Source organism: Azohydromonas lata (genome assembly GCF_034427735.1).
Taxonomy (GTDB): Bacteria; Pseudomonadota; Gammaproteobacteria; order Burkholderiales; family Burkholderiaceae_C; genus Azohydromonas; species Azohydromonas lata.
The window spans coordinates 54,175-69,438 of sequence record NZ_JAXOJX010000021.1 but is presented as its reverse complement, the minus strand read 5'-3'; the positions used below and the strand labels follow the sequence as shown (position 1 = coordinate 69,438).

The 15,264-nt window shown below is 71.4% G+C and carries 15 protein-coding genes; 9 read left to right on the top strand and 6 right to left on the bottom strand.

What is annotated here, in order from left to right; all coding sequences use genetic code 11:
* Positions 1 to 32: 32 nt before the first annotated feature.
* Positions 33 to 602 (bottom strand): 2'-5' RNA ligase family protein, encoded by a 570-nt coding sequence (locus SM757_RS14125; RefSeq protein WP_169805941.1) that lies wholly within the window; start codon positions 600 to 602, stop codon positions 33 to 35.
* A 170-nt stretch (positions 603 to 772) separates the two neighbouring features.
* Here SM757_RS14125 and SM757_RS14120 point away from each other — a divergent pair, with 170 nt between their 5' ends.
* Entirely contained in the window at positions 773 to 2,023 is a 1,251-nt protein-coding gene (locus tag SM757_RS14120) for an MFS transporter (protein ID WP_084267642.1), read from the top strand.
* A gap of 15 nt (positions 2,024 to 2,038) precedes the next feature.
* Here SM757_RS14120 and SM757_RS14115 read toward each other — a convergent pair whose 3' ends face one another.
* The 4 genes from SM757_RS14115 to SM757_RS14100 all read right to left on the bottom strand — a co-directional run bounded on the left by SM757_RS14115 (position 2,039) and on the right by SM757_RS14100 (position 6,260).
* Complete coding sequence (locus SM757_RS14115) at positions 2,039 to 3,166, bottom strand: YbdK family carboxylate-amine ligase (protein ID WP_322465950.1); 1,128 nt, start codon at positions 3,164 to 3,166, stop codon at positions 2,039 to 2,041.
* 70 nt (positions 3,167 to 3,236) lie between these two features.
* Positions 3,237 to 4,439, bottom strand: a complete 1,203-nt coding sequence (locus SM757_RS14110; protein ID WP_066338207.1) for a cation:proton antiporter domain-containing protein — start codon at positions 4,437 to 4,439, stop codon at positions 3,237 to 3,239.
* Positions 4,440 to 4,557: 118 nt separating this feature from the next.
* Complete coding sequence (locus SM757_RS14105; protein ID WP_066338209.1) at positions 4,558 to 5,301, bottom strand: 2OG-Fe dioxygenase family protein; 744 nt, start codon at positions 5,299 to 5,301, stop codon at positions 4,558 to 4,560.
* Between the two features lie 71 nt (positions 5,302 to 5,372).
* Positions 5,373 to 6,260 carry an ion transporter gene (locus tag SM757_RS14100; protein ID WP_322465949.1) on the bottom strand — a complete coding sequence of 296 codons (888 nt, stop codon included), beginning with the start codon at positions 6,258 to 6,260 and terminating at the stop codon, positions 5,373 to 5,375.
* A gap of 111 nt (positions 6,261 to 6,371) precedes the next feature.
* Between SM757_RS14100 and SM757_RS14095 the strand changes: the two genes are divergently transcribed.
* The 4 genes from SM757_RS14095 to SM757_RS14080 all read left to right on the top strand — a co-directional run bounded on the left by SM757_RS14095 (position 6,372) and on the right by SM757_RS14080 (position 10,554).
* Positions 6,372 to 6,923 (top strand): YaeQ family protein, encoded by a 552-nt coding sequence (locus SM757_RS14095; protein WP_066338213.1) that lies wholly within the window; start codon positions 6,372 to 6,374, stop codon positions 6,921 to 6,923.
* Positions 6,924 to 6,956: 33 nt separating this feature from the next.
* On the top strand, positions 6,957 to 7,577 hold the full coding sequence (locus SM757_RS14090) for a DUF924 family protein (protein ID WP_322465948.1): 621 nt from the start codon (positions 6,957 to 6,959) through the stop codon (positions 7,575 to 7,577).
* A 148-nt stretch (positions 7,578 to 7,725) separates the two neighbouring features.
* Positions 7,726 to 7,980 carry a hypothetical protein gene (locus SM757_RS14085; RefSeq protein ID WP_066338215.1) on the top strand — a complete coding sequence of 85 codons (255 nt, stop codon included), beginning with the start codon at positions 7,726 to 7,728 and terminating at the stop codon, positions 7,978 to 7,980.
* A gap of 252 nt (positions 7,981 to 8,232) precedes the next feature.
* Positions 8,233 to 10,554: an ATP-binding protein gene (locus SM757_RS14080; RefSeq protein ID WP_066338217.1), complete on the top strand. Its 2,322-nt coding sequence runs from the start codon at positions 8,233 to 8,235 to the stop codon at positions 10,552 to 10,554.
* Between the two features lie 65 nt (positions 10,555 to 10,619).
* Here SM757_RS14080 and murB read toward each other — a convergent pair whose 3' ends face one another.
* Entirely contained in the window at positions 10,620 to 11,648 is a 1,029-nt protein-coding gene (gene murB, locus SM757_RS14075; protein ID WP_322465971.1) for a UDP-N-acetylmuramate dehydrogenase, read from the bottom strand.
* Positions 11,649 to 11,698: 50 nt separating this feature from the next.
* Here murB and SM757_RS14070 point away from each other — a divergent pair, with 50 nt between their 5' ends.
* The 4 genes from SM757_RS14070 to SM757_RS14055 all read left to right on the top strand — a co-directional run bounded on the left by SM757_RS14070 (position 11,699) and on the right by SM757_RS14055 (position 15,126).
* On the top strand, positions 11,699 to 12,196 hold the full coding sequence (locus SM757_RS14070) for a YajQ family cyclic di-GMP-binding protein (protein ID WP_066338220.1): 498 nt from the start codon (positions 11,699 to 11,701) through the stop codon (positions 12,194 to 12,196).
* Between the two features lie 315 nt (positions 12,197 to 12,511).
* Positions 12,512 to 13,360, top strand: a complete 849-nt coding sequence (locus SM757_RS14065) for a CheR family methyltransferase (protein ID WP_066338221.1) — start codon at positions 12,512 to 12,514, stop codon at positions 13,358 to 13,360.
* Positions 13,360 to 14,013: a chemoreceptor glutamine deamidase CheD gene (gene cheD / locus SM757_RS14060; protein WP_066338222.1), complete on the top strand. Its 654-nt coding sequence runs from the start codon at positions 13,360 to 13,362 to the stop codon at positions 14,011 to 14,013. The genes SM757_RS14065 and cheD overlap by 1 nt, the downstream gene beginning before the upstream one ends.
* Positions 14,014 to 14,028: 15 nt before the next feature.
* Positions 14,029 to 15,126 carry a protein-glutamate methylesterase/protein-glutamine glutaminase gene (locus SM757_RS14055; RefSeq protein ID WP_084267638.1) on the top strand — a complete coding sequence of 366 codons (1,098 nt, stop codon included), beginning with the start codon at positions 14,029 to 14,031 and terminating at the stop codon, positions 15,124 to 15,126.
* The last annotated feature ends 138 nt before the right edge of the window (positions 15,127 to 15,264 follow it).

Sequence of the window (15,264 nt, the reverse complement as noted above, 5' to 3'; positions counted from 1 at the left end):
CCGTCAGCCGGTGGCCGACGGCGGCCGCGCGCTCACACCGCCTCCGCCGTCCTGAGCACCTTGTAGAACCCGGCCTCCGACTGCACCAGCGCGAGCTGCGCGAAGCGCCAGTGCAGCGGCGGCGGGTTCACGGGCGGCTTGGCGCCCTGGGCCTGGCGGGCCAGCGTCAGGTGCGGACGCCAGGGCCGGGCCTCCAGCGCCACGCCCAACTGCCGCAGCCGCAGCCCCAATTGCGCGTGCAGCGACTGCAGGTGCGCCGGCACGCTGGCCGGCTCCAGCACGGCAATGCCGCCGCGCCACAGCGCCGGGTGCGTGAACGTCAGCTCCGCCGCCGAGAACGAGGCCGGCATGGCCAGCATCAGCGGCTCCACCTGCGACTGCGGCACCTCGCCGATGAAGTGCAGCGTCAGGTGCAGCTTGGACGCCGGCGTGGGCCGCGCCTGCGGCGGCCAGCGCCACAACTGCTGGTGCGCGCGCGCTTCCCAGCGCTGCGCGTCGTCAGGCCACAAGCCGATGAACAGCCGGGCCGTGGCCTCGGCCGGGGCCTTGGGGAGGTCGGAATCGGAGGGCACGGGGGTGTCGGCGGCGCTTATCGTTTTCATGCCCCCTACCCTAGCCGGCCGGGCGGCTTCGCGTAAGCTGTTACGCCTCATGCCCCTGCTTGGGCGCAGGCATCGCGGCCGACACGCCGGCGGTGCGCGTCCGCAACAACCCTTCCCGCCTTGCCTTCCACGGCCCGCCGCCGCCCCCACGGCGGCCGGCCGCATTGCCCATGACCGCCGTACCCACGTCCCCCGCCGCCGCGCAGCCCAACGCGCCGTTGCGCTCCTACACGTCCTTCATGCGCTTCTGGTGGGGGCGGCTGGCCGGCACCACCGGGCAGCAGATGTTGATGGTGGCGCTGGGCTGGCAGATGTACGAGATCACCGGCAGCGCCTGGGACCTGGGCCTGGTGGGCCTTTTGCAGTTCATCCCGGCGCTGGTGCTGACGCTGCCGGCCGGCCACGTGGTGGACCGCCATGACCGCCGGCTGCTGCTGGCCGGCTGCATGGCGCTGCAGCTCGTGGTGGGCCTGGCGCTGGCGCTGGGCACGGCCGGGGGCTGGGTGGGCCGCGAGCTCATCCTGGCCCTGTCGCTGCTGCTGGGCGTGGCGCGCGCCTTCCAGATGCCTTCGCAGCAGGCGCTGGCCCCCACGCTGGTGCCGGCCGCGGTGCTGCCGCGGGCGCTGGCCTTCAGCTCCGGCGCCATGCAGGCGGCGGTGGTGGCCGGCCCGGCATTGGGCGGCTTTCTCTACGCGGCCGGCGCCACGGTGGTTTACGGCGTGTGCGCAGCCCTCTTCGCGCTAGGCTGCGTGCTGGTGATGCGCATCACGCCGGTGGCGCGGCCCGCGCACCGCGAGCCCGCGAGCTGGAACACCATGCTGGCCGGCCTGCGCTTCATCTGGCAGCGCCAGGCCATCCTGGGCGCGCTGTCGCTGGACCTGTTCGCCGTGCTGCTGGGCGGCGCCACGGCGCTGCTGCCCATCTTCGCCCGCGACGTGCTGCACACCGGCCCCTGGGGCCTGGGCCTGCTGCGCGGCGCGCCCGCGATCGGCGCGCTGCTGGTGTCGGTGGTGCTCACGCGCACGCCCATAGAGCGCCGGGTGGGCCGCACCATGCTGCTGTCGGTGGGCGTCTACGGGCTGTGCATGCTGGTGTTCGGCTGGTCCACCAACTTCCTGCTGTCCTTCGCGGCGCTGCTGGTCTCGGGCGGCGCGGACATGATCAGCGTGGTGATCCGCCAGTCCCTCGTGCAACTGGACACGCCCGACGAGATGCGCGGCCGCGTCGCGGCGGTGAACTCCATCTTCATCGGCGCCAGCAACCAGCTCGGCGAGTTCGAGTCCGGCGCCACGGCCGCTGCCTTCGGCCCGGTCGGCTCGGTCGTCCTGGGCGGCATGGGCACGCTGCTGGTGGTGGGACTGTGGTTCCGCCTCTTCCCGACGCTGGCGCGGCGCGAGACGCTGTCCTCGCCCCCGGCCTGACGCCTGCCCGCCGCCTCAGATCGCCCGTCCCTCGAAGCGCACGCACTGCCGCCGCACCACCTCCGGCAGGTATTTCTCGTGCGCCTGCACCGCGCGCAGCCAGGCGGCGTCGGCGCCGTCGTCGCGGCCCAGCATGTCGCGCAGCAGCGCCAGCGCGGGCTCGGCTTGTAAATCCTCGGCGTGGGGCTCGATCTCCTTGAGCGTCTGCGCGATCTGGGCGCGGATGGATTGCCGCTCGGCGCTGCGCGAATCCACCACCTCCCCGTCCAGGCCGAAGCGGCAGGCCTGGAAGCGGTTGTAGGTGTAGGCGAGGTAGTCGTCCTCGCGGGGCTGGAAGGGCTCCTGCAGCACCAGGCGCCGCGCCACGCACTGCAGGTAGGCGGCGATGGCGGCGGCTTTTTCAATGGTCAGCGGCGTGTCCATCACCCGCACCTCGATCGTTCCGTACTCCGGCTTTGGGCGGATGTCCCAATAAAAATCCTTCATGGACTCGACCACGCCGGTGCGGTGCATCTTGGCGAAGTAGGTGCTGAACTCCTCCCAGGTCAGCGCCCACGGGGCGCGGCCGGACAGCGGAAAGGCGAACACCGAGTTCAGCCGCGCGCTCTGGAACCCCGTGTCGCTGCCCTGCACGTAGGGCGAGGAGGCCGACAGCGCGATGGCGTGCGGGATGTAGCGCTGCAGCGCGTGCAGCAGCCACAGCGCCTGGTCGGCGCTGGGGCAGCCGATGTGCACGTGCTGGCCGAACACGGTGAACTGCTTGCTCAGGTAGCCGTAAAGCTCGGAGACCTGGCGGTAGCGCGGCGTGTCGTAGATGCGCCGGCGGCTCCAGTCCTGGAAGGGGTGCGTGCCCCCGCCGCACAGGCGCAGGTTCTGCTGCTGCGCGCAGTCCACCAGCACGTCGCGCACTTCGCGCAGCTCGGCCATCACCTGCCCGTAGCCGCGGCACACCCCGGTGGAGAGCTCGATCATGCTGCTCGTGATCTCGGGCTTCACGTCGGCCGCCATCTTGTGGCGCTGCACCAGGCGCAGCAGGTCGTCGGAGCCGGGGGTGAGGTCGTAGTCGTGGCGGCTGACGATTTGCAGCTCCAGCTCCACGCCGAGCGTGAAGGCTTCGGAGCTGGCGAACGGGGGCAGGCTCATGGCGGGTCTCCGGCAGGCAGTGACGGCCTGGCAACGGCAAGCCGTGCACCAGGCGGGAAGGTTCAGGCGCTCAGCGCGCGGGCTCGTGCGCCTCGGCCTCGTGGGCCAGGCGCAGCCCGTAGAGCAGCACCAGCGGCGCGGGCAGCTCGATCAGCGCCAGCATGCTCAGCAGCAGCGGCATGAGCTGCGAGGCGCTGACCGGGTGCAGCGCGGCGAAGTCCAGCGCCAGCAGCCAGGCCGTGCCGGACATGGGCAGCAGCGACGCGCCCAACGCGCCGGCCTGGCGCCAGCTCAGGCCGCTGGCCGGGGCCAGCAGCGCCACGGCGCCGAGCTTGGCCAGCGCGCGCGCCAGCAGCAGCGCGGCGGCGACGCCCATGGCGTCCGGCAGCGCCGCGGGCGACCAGGCCGAGGCCGCGGCCACGAACAGCACCAGCGCCAGCACCCCGCCCGCGCTGCCGAACTGGCGCCGCCACACCCAGGGCCGCGGATGGCGGTTGCGCAGCCAGATGCCCGCCAGCAGCGGCACCAGCAGCGTGGAGAGCTGCAGCGTCTTGGCCAGCGCCAGCGCCAGCAGCACGCAGCCCAGCAACAGCGCCACGGCGTTGTCCTGGCGCAAGTCCAGCCGCCGCGCGATCAGGCCCAGCGCCGAGCCCAGCAGCGCACCCAGCACGATGGAGCCGGCCAGCCCAAGCAGCACGGGCGCCAGCGCGTCCTGCCAGCCGGGATCGGAGAGCCGCAGGCCGCCGCTGTAGGCCTTGAGCAGCAGCAGCGCATAGAGCGTGTTGAGGGCGCTGAGCGTGCTCAGCCGCTCGGTCACCTGGCCGGCGGCGTCACTTTCGGCGATGACGCGCTGCACCACCGCCGGCGACACGCTCACCGCGATGAGCGCCAGCGCCGCGGCCACGGGCTGCGCCACGTCCAGCCACAGCGCGGCGAGGTAGACGGCCAGCGCCGTGAGCAGCGACTCCAGCACGCTGGTGGCCAGCAGCGCCGGGTTGCGCACCAGCCAGCGCAGGTTCAGCCGCGCGCCGGCCTCGAACAGCAGCAGCGCCAGCGCCATGTCCACCACCAGGCGCAGCGCGGTCTCGCTGCCGTCCGCGCCCGCGCCGAAGAGGGCCAGCACGGCACCCACGGCGATGTAGCCCATGAGCCGCGGCCAGTGCAGCAGCCGCCACAGGCCCTCGCCCAACAGCGCTGCCAGGATGAGCACCAGCGTGGCGCCCAGCAGCGTGTCGGGGCGCAAGGCCCAGGGGGCGGTGACGAGGGAATCCATGTCGCTCCAGGCAACCTAAGGGGGCGCCGACTTTGCCGCAGTGCAGCAATCGGCGTGCAACGGGAGGTGACGATAAGACACGCGGCCCGCCCGGCGGGCCGCGCCCGGCGCTGCCCGGTCAGCGGTGCAGCGGGTCCTGCGGGCCCTGGAAGCCGCCCCTGCGCAGCGTGACCACCAGGGTGTCGCGCCAGCCGGCTTCGCCGGTGGGCTGGATGGGGGTGGTTTCGTGGATGACGCGGGTGTCGTCGAGCAGCAGCAGCGTGCCGGGCTCGCTCATGGTGAAGCGCAGGCCCTGCGGGCCGTTGGCGTCGAAGACGCGCGTCTCGCCGCCCTTGATGCCTTCGCGCCCAACCAGCAGCACGGCCACCATGTCCACGCCGTCGCGGTGCGCACCCTCGGGGGTTGGGCGGCCGATGCCGTCGGTGGTGTCTATGCGGAAGACGTGCGCCTCCACGTACCAGGGCTGCGGGCCGCGCAGCGCGTCGGCGCGCTGCGCCAGCAGCAGCAGCAGCGGCTGCCACAGCGGCTGCGCCTCCAGCGCGGGCTCCACGGGCTCGAACCAGCGCTCTATGCCGCCGTGCAGCGCGTTGTATTCGACGGGCTGCCAGTGCGCGCGGTGCGGCACGGGCTGCACCTGGCCGTCGGCCACGATGTAGTTGGCGTGGCGGCGGCGCCGGTAGCGGCCGCCGTCGCGCAGGTAGGCGTCAGGGGGCAGCCGGTCCCAGAAGGGCTGCCAGTCGCCCAGCGCGCCAGCTTGCACGTGCAGCAGCGCCTGCAGCGCCTGCGGGGAAAGCACCGCGTGGCCCTGCGTGCACAGGACGTCGTCGAGCCGGGCGGGATCGGTGAAGGGCGGGGCCAGCATGAAAACCTCTCAACAAAGGAACTACGGGAAAAAGAAGGCGCAAAGCGGTCCTGGGCGCGCGCGCCGCGGCCTCAGCCGCCGTAGCGGCGGGGCGGCAGCGGCGCGCCGCAGTCGCTGCAAAAGCGCGCCTCGGGGTCGTGGCCCTCGCTCAGGCAGCTTGGGCAGGTGCGCGTGCTTGGGCGGCCGTGGATGCGCCGCGCCGTGAACTCGGCGCTGACGATGCCCGTGGGCACGGCCAGCGTGCCCCAGCCCAGCAGCATCATCACCGAGGCAATGAGGCGGCCAAGCTCGGTCTTGGGCGTGATGTCGCCAAAGCCCACGGTGGTCATGGTCGTGATGGCCCAGTACACCGACACGGGAATGTTGGCGAAGCCGTTGGCCGGCCCCTCCACCACGTACATCAGCGTGCCCATGACCACCACCACCATGACCACGAAGGACAGGAACACCAGGATCTTGCGCCGGCTGGCCATGAGCGCCCGCCCAAGCGCGCCGTACTCGGCCACGTAGGCACCGAGCTTGAGGATTCGAAAGAGCCGCAACAGCCGCAGCACGCGCACGTCCATGAGCGCGTGCAGGCCCGGGACGAGGAAGGACAGGTAGGTCGGCAGGATGGCCAGCAGGTCGATGACGCCGAAGAAGCTGCGCGCGTAGCGCAGCGGGCGCTGCACGCAGCTCAGGCGCGCCACGTACTCCAGCGTGAACAGCAGCGTGAAGCCCCACTCCAGCGTGTCGAAAAGCGGGCCGAAGCGCGCGCGCAGCGCGGGCACGCTGTCGAGCATGACCACGACGACGCTGCCCAGGATGAGGGCGATGAGGGCCAGGTCGAAAGCCCGCCCGGCCGGCGTGTCGGCCTCGAAGATGACGGTGTAGAAGCGCAGCCGCCAGCCGCCCAGGGGGCGGCCCAGGCGGCGGGCATCGGGGACGACGGGGGTGAACGGGGCGCTGCTGTGGTCCATGGGTACTTCCAGTGCGCGATTTTGGGCTGTGGCACAGTCCCGCCCCGCTGCCTTTAAGCAAACGAAGAAAAGGTTTTCCCCGATGTCCCGCCGTCCTGCCGGAGAGTGCCCGTGGCGCTGAAGTCCACCATCTACAAGGCCCAGCTGCAGCTGGCCGACATGGACCGCCATGTCTACGCCGACCACGCCCTCACGCTGGCGCGCCACCCGTCCGAGACCGAGGAGCGGCTGATGATGCGCGTGCTGGCCTTCGCGCTGTACGTGGCTGCCGACGACCACCACGGCCAGCTCGAATTCACCAAGGGCCTGTCGGACGTGGACGAGCCCGCGCTCTGGCACAAGGACCTCACCGGGCAACTGCTGCACTGGATCGAGCTTGGGCAGCCCGACGAGCGGCGGCTGCTCAAGGCCGCGGGGCGATCGGACCGGGTGACGGTCATCAGCTACGCCGCCTCCACGCCCGTGTGGTGGGCGCCGCTGCAGGGCAAGCTCGCGCGGGTGTCCAACATCACGGTGTGGCAGATCCCGGCCGACCAGAGCCAGGCGCTGGCCGCGCTGGCGCAGCGCGGCATGAGCCTGCAGGTGACGGTGCAGGACGGCATCGTCTGGGTGGGCGACGGGCAGCGCTCGGTGCAGATCGAGCCCGTGAAGCTCACGGCCTGAGCATCGACTGGCCGCGGCGAGGGCGGCGCCACAATGGGCGCCCTCCTTTGCTTCCCGCCCGCCGCGACCATGAACCCCAGCGCGCTGCCGCCACCGGCCCAAGACATCCTGCAGTTCTGGTTCGGCGCGCCGCCGCTCAAGGCGCAGCAGCGCTGGTTCGCCAAGGACGCCGCCTTCGACGCGCAGATCCGCGAGCGCTTCGGCGCCCACATCGAAGCCGCGCTGCGCGGCGAGCTCGACGGCTGGCAGTCCGACGCCCAGGCCGCGCTGGCGCGGCTGCTGCTGCTGGACCAGTTCACGCGCAACGTCTTTCGCGACACGCCGCGCGCCTTTGCCGGCGACGCGCTGGCCCTGGCCGGCGCGCGCGCCCTGGTGGACGCGGGCCAGGACCAGGTGCTGGCGCCGCTGCAGCGCGTCTTCGTCTATCTGCCCTTCGAGCACGCCGAGGATCTGGCGGCGCAGGCGCAGGGGCTGCGCCTCTTCGAAGCGCTGGCGCGCTGCGACACCACGGCGGCGGACTTCGAGTTCTGGGCGCGCAAGCACCACGTGATCATCGAGCGCTTCGGCCGCTTCCCGCACCGCAACGCGGTGCTTGGGCGCGAGTCCACGGTCGAGGAGATCGAGTTCCTGCAGCAGCCCTATTCGCGCTTCTGAGCCGGCCCGTGCCGGGTGTGCAAAGCGTCACGGCGCGCGGGCCGGTGCCGGCCGGGGGGCGACCCAAGGGCGATATGGTTGCGCCGCACGGCCGCTGCGCCCGGGAGGGCGGACGCCGGCAGCGCCTACCCATTGCCTATCCACGCCCATGCAAACGACCTTCGCAGACACCATCCTCAACATCTCCGTCACCGGCGCGCTGGTGCGGCTGGAGCTGGGCACCGTGGCGCCCACCGCCACCCAGGACGGCAAGCAGGAGCTCACCACCACGGCCACGCAGCAGGTGGTGATGCCGCTGGAAGGCTTCGTGCGCGCCTTCGGCATGCAGGAAACCGTGATCAAGAAGCTCATTGCCGACGGCGTGCTCAAGGCGCAGCCCGCGCCGGCCCAAGCGGCCAACTGAGCGCGCGCCATGCCGCGGCCGGCGGGCCGGTGGCGCGGCGCACATTGCATGCTCGCTTGTCAGGGACGGCCAGCCGGGTCAAGGGGCTGGGTGCGCACGGGGGTGATAATCCGCCGGTTTGTGCACGTGCGCGGTGCGCATGGAGTCCCGAGCCTTGACCGTCAAGCGTAGTTGCCTTCCCCTGCCCGCCGCGGCCACGACGGCGCGGCGGATGTCCCCGGCCCCGCGGCCCCTGCCGCGGGCGGCCCTCTCATGAACGCCGGCGTGCGCAGCGTGCAGCGCACGCGGCTGCTGCGCTGGATGGCCGTGGCCCTGCTCTTTCTCATGGGCGTGGGCCTGGTGCAGTGGAGCCAGGTGCGGCGCCTGGAAGCGCTCTCCGACGTCAAGGACGACTACCTGCTGCTGGGCCTACAGCAGTTGCGCAGCGACTACCTGGAGCTGCGCAGCCAGTGGCGCGCGCCCGGCGGGCCGGTGCGCGAGGCCGACTCGCTGCAGCAGCGCTACGAGGCCTTCGGGCAGCGCGTGGCGCTGCTGGACGACGAGCACGCGCAGCGCCTGGTGGCGCGCAACCCCGAGCTGGAGCACGCCGCGCGCATGGTGCGCGACTTCGTGGCGCGCGCCGATCTCTACTTGGGCGCCAACCCCAAGGCGCGGCTGAGCGAGGAATCGCACCGCGCGCTGCAGCAGGAGCTGGAGGCGCTGGACGAGCCCACCCGCATGCTGGCGCGCGACAGCACCCGCGAGGTGGCCGCGCAGACCGCGCAGCGCCAGGAGGGCGTGGCCGAGCACGCACGCATGGACATGCTGCTGACGCTGCTGCTGGCGCTGTGCACGCTGGCCTGCGCGCTGGCGCTGCTGCGCCAGCGCCACAAGCTCGACCAGCGCAGCGCCGGCGTGGAGCTGCTGGCGCAGCGGCTGCGCGAGGCGCGCCAGGAGTCCGAGTCGGCCAGCCAGGCCAAGAGCGCCTTCCTGGCCAACATGAGCCACGAGATACGCACGCCCTTCCAGGGCCTGCTGGGCATGCTGGCGCTGCTGCGCGACACGCCGCTGGAGCCGCGCCAGCAGGAGTACCTGCGCACGGCCAACGAGGCGGCGGACCACCTGCTGTCCATACTCAACGACATCCTGGACATGTCCAAGCTGGAGGCCGGCTCGCTGGCCCTGCTGAGCGAGCCCGTGGTGCTGCGCCCCATGGTGGCGGAGGTCGAGCAGGTGATGCGCCCGCGCGCCATGGCCAAGGGCCTGGCGCTGCGCGTGCACGTGGCGCCGGAGCTGCCCGCGGCGCTGGAGCTGGACGGCACGCGGCTCAAGCAGGTGCTCAACAAGCTGATGAACAACGCCATCCAGTTCACCGACAGCGGCTCGGTGACGCTCAACGTGCGCCTGGGCAACGCCAGCGGCACGCTGGAGTGCGCGGTGACGGACACGGGCATCGGCATGGACGAGTACACGCTCAGCCGGCTGTTCCAGCGCTTCGTGCAGGCCGGCGGCCCGCGCCGGCATGGCGGCACGGGGCTGGGCTTGGAGATTTCCCGCCACCTGGCGCGGCTCATGGGCGGCGACCTGCTGGTGCAAAGCAGCCCCGGCGCGGGCAGCACCTTCACGCTGGTGCTGCCGCTGGTGGAGGCGCAGGCGCCGCCGCTGCCGGAGGCCGACGAGCGGCTGCCGGTGGCGGGCCTGCGCGTGCTGGTGGCCGAGGACCACGAGATCAACCGCCGCTACCTGGCCGCGCTGCTGGACCGCCTGGGCCACCGCGCGCGCATCGTGCGCAACGGCGTGGACGCGGTGCAGGCGGTGGCCGAGCAGCGCTTTGACCTGGTGCTGATGGACCTGCACATGCCCGTGCTCGATGGCGCGGGCGCCGCGCAGGCCATACGTGCCCTGCCCGCACCGGCGGGTCAGGTTCCCATAGTGGCGCTCACTGCAGACGCCTTGCCCGAAACCCGCCAGCGTTGCCTGAACGCCGGCATGAACGACGTACTGACCAAGCCCGTGACGCTGCAACAACTCGCCCAAGTCATGCGCCGCCAGGCGCGTGAGCGCAATGGCGCCGGCGCGACGGCCGAAGGCGCTGCCGCCCAAGCCGTCCCGGACGGCGCTGCCCCCCAAACGCCGGACACCCTGCTGGTGGACGAAGCCACCGCCTGCGGCGTGGCGCAGGTGCTCTCCAACGCGCACTACAGCTCGCTGGTGCAGCGCTACCTGGACGACCTGGCGGTGCAGTTGCCGCAGCTCGCCGCCACGGTGCGCTCGCTGCAGCAGGCGCAGGACGCCGACGAGGCCGCCGCCGCCGGCCAAGACGTGGACCTGGCCGCCGCCGACGCCATACGCGCGCAGGCGCCGACGCTGCGCACGGGGCTGCGCGAGGCCGCGCATGCCGCCAAGGGCGCCGCGCTCAACCTGGGCCTGCCGGGGCTGGCGCAGGCGGCCGTGGAGGTGGAGAAGAACGCCTCCACCGCCGAGCCCGCGACGCTGCAGGACGCGCTGCAGCGCTGGAGCGCCCTGCTGCCGGCCACGCGCCAGGCGCTGCTGGACTGCGGGCTGATGGAGGCGGCGCCGGACGTGACGGCGTGAGGGCGGCGCCCCGTCCGTGACGGCGCGGGGCCGGCCTTTGTCTCAATGGAGCAACACAGCCCGCCCTACACCACCACCGGCTCCGGCTCCAGCCGTATGCCGAAGCGGCCGTAGACGCTTTCCTGGATGGCGCGCGCCAGGGTGAGCACTTCTGCGCCGCTGGCGCCGCCGCGGTTGACCAGCACCAGCGCCTGCTTCTCGTACACGCCGGCGCGGCCGATGCTCTTGCCCTTCCAGCCGCAGGCGTCTATGAGCCAGCCCGCGGCCAGCTTCACGCGGCCGTCGGCCAGCGGGTAGTGAACGATGTGCGGGTCGCGGCCGATGATGTCGCGGCACTGCTCGGCGCTGACCACCGGGTTCTTGAAGAAGCTGCCGGCGTTGCCCAGCGCGGCCGGGTCCGGCAGCTTGGCGCGGCGTATGGCGCACACCCACTCGAAGATCTGCTGCGGCGCCGGCCCGCGCACGCCGGTCTCGGCCATCTTCCGCTCCAGATCCACGTAGCCCAGCACGGGCTGCCAGGGGCGGGGCAACCTGAAGCGCACGCGGGTGATGAGGCTCTTGCCGGCCAGGCCGCCGAAGTCGGTGTGCTTGAAGACGCTGTCGCGGTAGCCGAAGTGGCAGGCGCGCGCCCCCAGCGTGACGCTGCGGCCGGTGACGAGGTCCACCGCGTCCAGCGACTCGAAGCGGTCCTTGAGCTCCAGCCCATAGGCGCCGATGTTCTGCACCGGCGAGGCGCCCACGGTGCCGGGAATGAGCGCCATGTTCTCCAGGCCCGGCAGGCCGTGCGCCAGCGTCCACTCCACCAGCGCGTGCCAGCTCTCGCCGGCGCCGGCTTCGACGATCCAGGCGTCCTCGCGCTCTTCGACCAGGCGTATGCCCGCCACCTCGACCTTGAGCACCAGCGCGGCCACGTCGCGCGTGAGCACCAGGTTGCTGCCGCCGCCCAGCACCAGCTTTTGGGCGCGGCCGAGCTCGGGGTGGTCCAGCACGCGGCGCACGTCGGCGTCGCTGCGGATGCGCACCAGCTGGCGCGCCTGAGCCGGCAGGCCGAAGCTGTTGTACGGCCGCAGGTTCAGACCGCATTCAATGGACAGGGATTGCTGCATGGCAGAATTTTCGCCGATCCCCTCTTTTTCCCAGCCCAATGCCCAGTTTCGACACCGTCCTGCAACCCGAGATCGTCGAGGTGCGCAATGCCCTTGACCAAGCCAACAAGGAAATCGGCACCCGCTTCGATTTCAAGGGCTCCGACGCCCGCGTGGAGTTTTCCGACAAGGGCAAGGACAAGGAGCTCACGCTCTTTGCCGACAGCGACTTCCAGCTCGGCCAGGTCAAGGACGTGCTGCTGGCCAAGCTGACCAAGCGCGCCGTGGACGTGCGCTTCCTGGACGACAGTGCCAAGCCCGAGAAGATCGGCGGCGACAAGCTCAAGCAGCTCGTCAAGCTCAAGGCCGGCATCGAGGCCGAAACGGCCAAGAAGATCCAGTCGCTCATCAAGCAAAGCAAGCTCAAGGTGCAGGCCTCCATCCAGGGCGACACCGTGCGCGTCACCGGCGCCAAGCGCGACGACCTGCAGGCCGCCATGGCGCTGCTGCGCAAGGACATCGACCTGCCGCTGAAGTTCGACAACTTCCGCGACTGACCGCCCTCCTGTCTCCTTCCCGCGCACGCCCCGGACGTCCTGCACGCCCGGGGCGTTTTTGCTTCGCCAAGGCATGGCGTTCGTGAAATGCGAACGCGCCACCGCACCGTCCCACGCTTCACAGTCCCGGCTTTGTGCCGATCAACGCGGTGACGGGGTGCGCACTCCGTGCATGTGCCGGCAGCGGCCGCGTGCCGCGCCATTCAGCGCTCCGTTGACTTTTGACAAGTCCGCCATCGTTTGGCCGGCGTTTGGGCCGGTTTGCGGTATCAAAATGCAACGGCTCGCGAAACCCGGAATTGCCTTGACCTTGCGATGACACTTGCTTCCTCCCCCGTCGCCATTGCGCCTGAAGGCGAATTCGATTTCGGCAGCGCCGACTTTCAGCGCGTGCGGCAGCTGATCTACCAGCGCGCCGGCATCAGCCTGCACGAGGGCAAGCAGGCCATGGTGTACAGCCGGCTCTCGCGCCGCCTGCGCGAGACGGGCCACCGCAGCTTCTCGTCCTACCTGCAGACGCTGGAGAACGCGCGCGGGCCCGGCGGCGAGTCCGAGTGGCAGGAGTTCATCAACTGCCTGACCACCAACCTCACGGCCTTTTTCCGCGAGGAGCACCACTTCCACGCCCTGGCCGAGGAGTTCCAGCGGCGCGAGCGCAACATCCAGCGCATCTGGTGCTGCGCCGCCTCCACGGGCGAGGAGCCCTACTCGCTGGCGATGACGACGGTGGAGCATGCGCCGGACGCGCAGCGCGTGCGCATTCTCTGCAGCGACATCGACACCAAGGTGCTGGCCACGGCGCAGCGCGGCGTGTACGACGCCAGCGCCCGCGGCCTGAGCCCCGAGCGGCTCAAGCGCCACTTCCTGCGCGGCACCGGCGCCAACTCCGGGCGCATGAAGGTCAAGCCGGAGCTGTCGCGGCTGGTGAGCTTTTTCCCTTTCAACCTCATGACCCCGACATGGGATCTGGGCGAGCCGTTCGACGTGGTCTTCTGCCGCAACGTGATGATTTACTTCGACGCCCCGACCCAGATGCAGGTGCTGCAGCGGCTGCACCGCGCCATGAGGCCCGGCTCGCTGCTGTTCGTCGGCCATTCCGAGAACTTCGGCGACGCGCGCGCGCTCTTCCGGCTGCGCGGCAAGACCATCTACGAGCGGGTTTGATGCAAGCAGTACGCACTCTCAAGACCATATCCGGCAGCCTGCAGAACACGGCGCGGCTGGAGGAGCTGCGCGCGCAGCGGCGCAAGCCGGGCGAGGCCTCCTTCTTCTTCTACGACGCGCACTTCCGCCGCGAGGCGGTGAAGGTGCTGCCGGGCGAGTACTTCGTGCATGACCAGAACATCCTGATCATGACCACGCTGGGCTCGTGCATCGCGGCCTGCCTGTGGGACCGCGACCGCCGCGTGGGCGGCATGAACCACTTCATGCTGCCGGACGCGGGCGACGGCGGGCGCTACGGGCTGTACGCGATGGAGCTGCTCATCAACGAGCTGATGAAGTGCGGTGCCTCGCGCGGCTCGATGGAGGCCAAGGTCTTCGGCGGCGGCGCGGTGCTGGGCAACATGACCACGCTCAACGTCGGCGAGCGCAACACGCGCTTCGTCCTGGACTATCTCAAGACCGAGCGCATTCCCGTGATCAGCCAGGACGTGCTGGACGTGTACCCGCGCAAGGTCTGCTTCGAGCCCGACAGCGGGCGCGCCATGGTCAAGCGCCTGGCGAGCAACGCGGTGGGCGAGCAGGTGCTGGCGCAGGAGCGCGCCGCGGCGGCCAAGGCGGTGCCCAGCGACGCCGGCTCCATAGAACTCTTCTGACAGGGACGAAACAACATGGCAGCAATTCGCGTGGTGGTGGTGGACGACTCGGCGCTGGTGCGCTCGCTGCTCAAGGCCGTCATCGACCGCCAACCCGACATGCAGTGCGTGGGCGCCGCGGCGGACCCCTTCGCTGCACGCGAGCTCATACGCGAGGTGTCGCCGGACGTGGTGACGCTGGACATCGAGATGCCGCGCATGGACGGGCTGGAGTTCCTGTCGCGGCTGATGAAGCTGCGGCCCACGCCGGTGGTGATGGTGTCCACGCTGACCGAGCGTGGCGCCGAGGCGACGATGCGCGCGCTGGAGCTGGGCGCGGTGGACTTCGTGAGCAAGCCGCGCTTGGGCGTGGCCGAGGGCCTGAGCCAGCTCTCCGACGAGATCTGCGACAAGATCCGCGCCGCCGCGCGCTCGCGCATCCACCGCCGGCTGCAGCCCGCGGTGCAGGCGGCGCCCGGTGCCGCCGCGGCGCCCGCTCCGAGCGCGGCGCCGTCGCGCCCGCTGGGCCGGCTGTCCACGGAAAAGCTCATTTTCATCGGCGCCTCCACCGGCGGCACCGAGGCCACGCGCGAGGTGCTGGTGAGCCTGCCGCCGGACTCGCCGGCGGTGCTGATCACGCAGCACATGCCGCCGGGCTTCACCAAGAGCTACGCGGCGCGGCTGAACACGCTGTGCCGGCTGACGGTGCGCGAAGCCACCGACGGCGAACGCCTGCTGCCCGGCCACGCCTACCTGGCGCCGGGCGGGCTGCACCTGAGCGTGGAGCGCAGCGGCGCCAACTACGTGGCGCGCGTGCGAGACGGCGAGCCGGTGAACCGCCACAAGCCCTCGGTGGAGGTGCTGTTCGAATCCGCCGCGCGCGTGGCCGGGCCCAACGCCTTCGGCGTGATGCTCACCGGCATGGGCGCCGACGGCGCGCGCGCCATGAAGCTCATGCGCGACGCGGGCGCCTACAACATCTGCCAGGACGAGGCGACCTGCGTCGTCTTCGGCATGCCGCGCGAGGCCATTGCCGCCGGCGCGGCCAACGAGGTGCTGCCGCTGCCGCGCATCGGCACGCGGCTGATGGAGCAGCTCGCCGCCACCTCCAGCGGGCCGACGCACCGGGTTTAAAAGGCGAGCCGCGGGGAAGCGGCAGCGCCGGGCCGGGAGGCCACTCCCGTGCGTCCAGGCGCCTGCCCCGCGTCCAACGGCAGGCGTTAGACGGTCTAACACCGTGTTCAGGGGGCCAGTGCCGCGCCGGCGGCGTTC

Coding starts and splice junctions, on each gene's coding strand:
- SM757_RS14070 (WP_066338220.1), top strand. CDS start 11,699: ATGCCCAGTTTCGACACCGTCCTGCAACCCGAGATCGTCGAGGTGCGC.
- SM757_RS14085 (WP_066338215.1), top strand. CDS start 7,726: ATGCAAACGACCTTCGCAGACACCATCCTCAACATCTCCGTCACCGGC.
- SM757_RS14120 (WP_084267642.1), top strand. CDS start 773: ATGACCGCCGTACCCACGTCCCCCGCCGCCGCGCAGCCCAACGCGCCG.
- SM757_RS14065 (WP_066338221.1), top strand. CDS start 12,512: ATGACACTTGCTTCCTCCCCCGTCGCCATTGCGCCTGAAGGCGAATTC.
- SM757_RS14100 (WP_322465949.1), bottom strand. CDS start 6,260: ATGGACCACAGCAGCGCCCCGTTCACCCCCGTCGTCCCCGATGCCCGC.
- SM757_RS14110 (WP_066338207.1), bottom strand. CDS start 4,439: ATGGATTCCCTCGTCACCGCCCCCTGGGCCTTGCGCCCCGACACGCTG.
- SM757_RS14105 (WP_066338209.1), bottom strand. CDS start 5,301: ATGCTGGCCCCGCCCTTCACCGATCCCGCCCGGCTCGACGACGTCCTG.
- SM757_RS14080 (WP_066338217.1), top strand. CDS start 8,233: ATGAACGCCGGCGTGCGCAGCGTGCAGCGCACGCGGCTGCTGCGCTGG.
- SM757_RS14090 (WP_322465948.1), top strand. CDS start 6,957: ATGGGCGCCCTCCTTTGCTTCCCGCCCGCCGCGACCATGAACCCCAGC.
- SM757_RS14115 (WP_322465950.1), bottom strand. CDS start 3,166: ATGAGCCTGCCCCCGTTCGCCAGCTCCGAAGCCTTCACGCTCGGCGTG.
- SM757_RS14055 (WP_084267638.1), top strand. CDS start 14,029: ATGGCAGCAATTCGCGTGGTGGTGGTGGACGACTCGGCGCTGGTGCGC.
- SM757_RS14125 (WP_169805941.1), bottom strand. CDS start 602: ATGAAAACGATAAGCGCCGCCGACACCCCCGTGCCCTCCGATTCCGAC.
- cheD (WP_066338222.1), top strand. CDS start 13,360: ATGCAAGCAGTACGCACTCTCAAGACCATATCCGGCAGCCTGCAGAAC.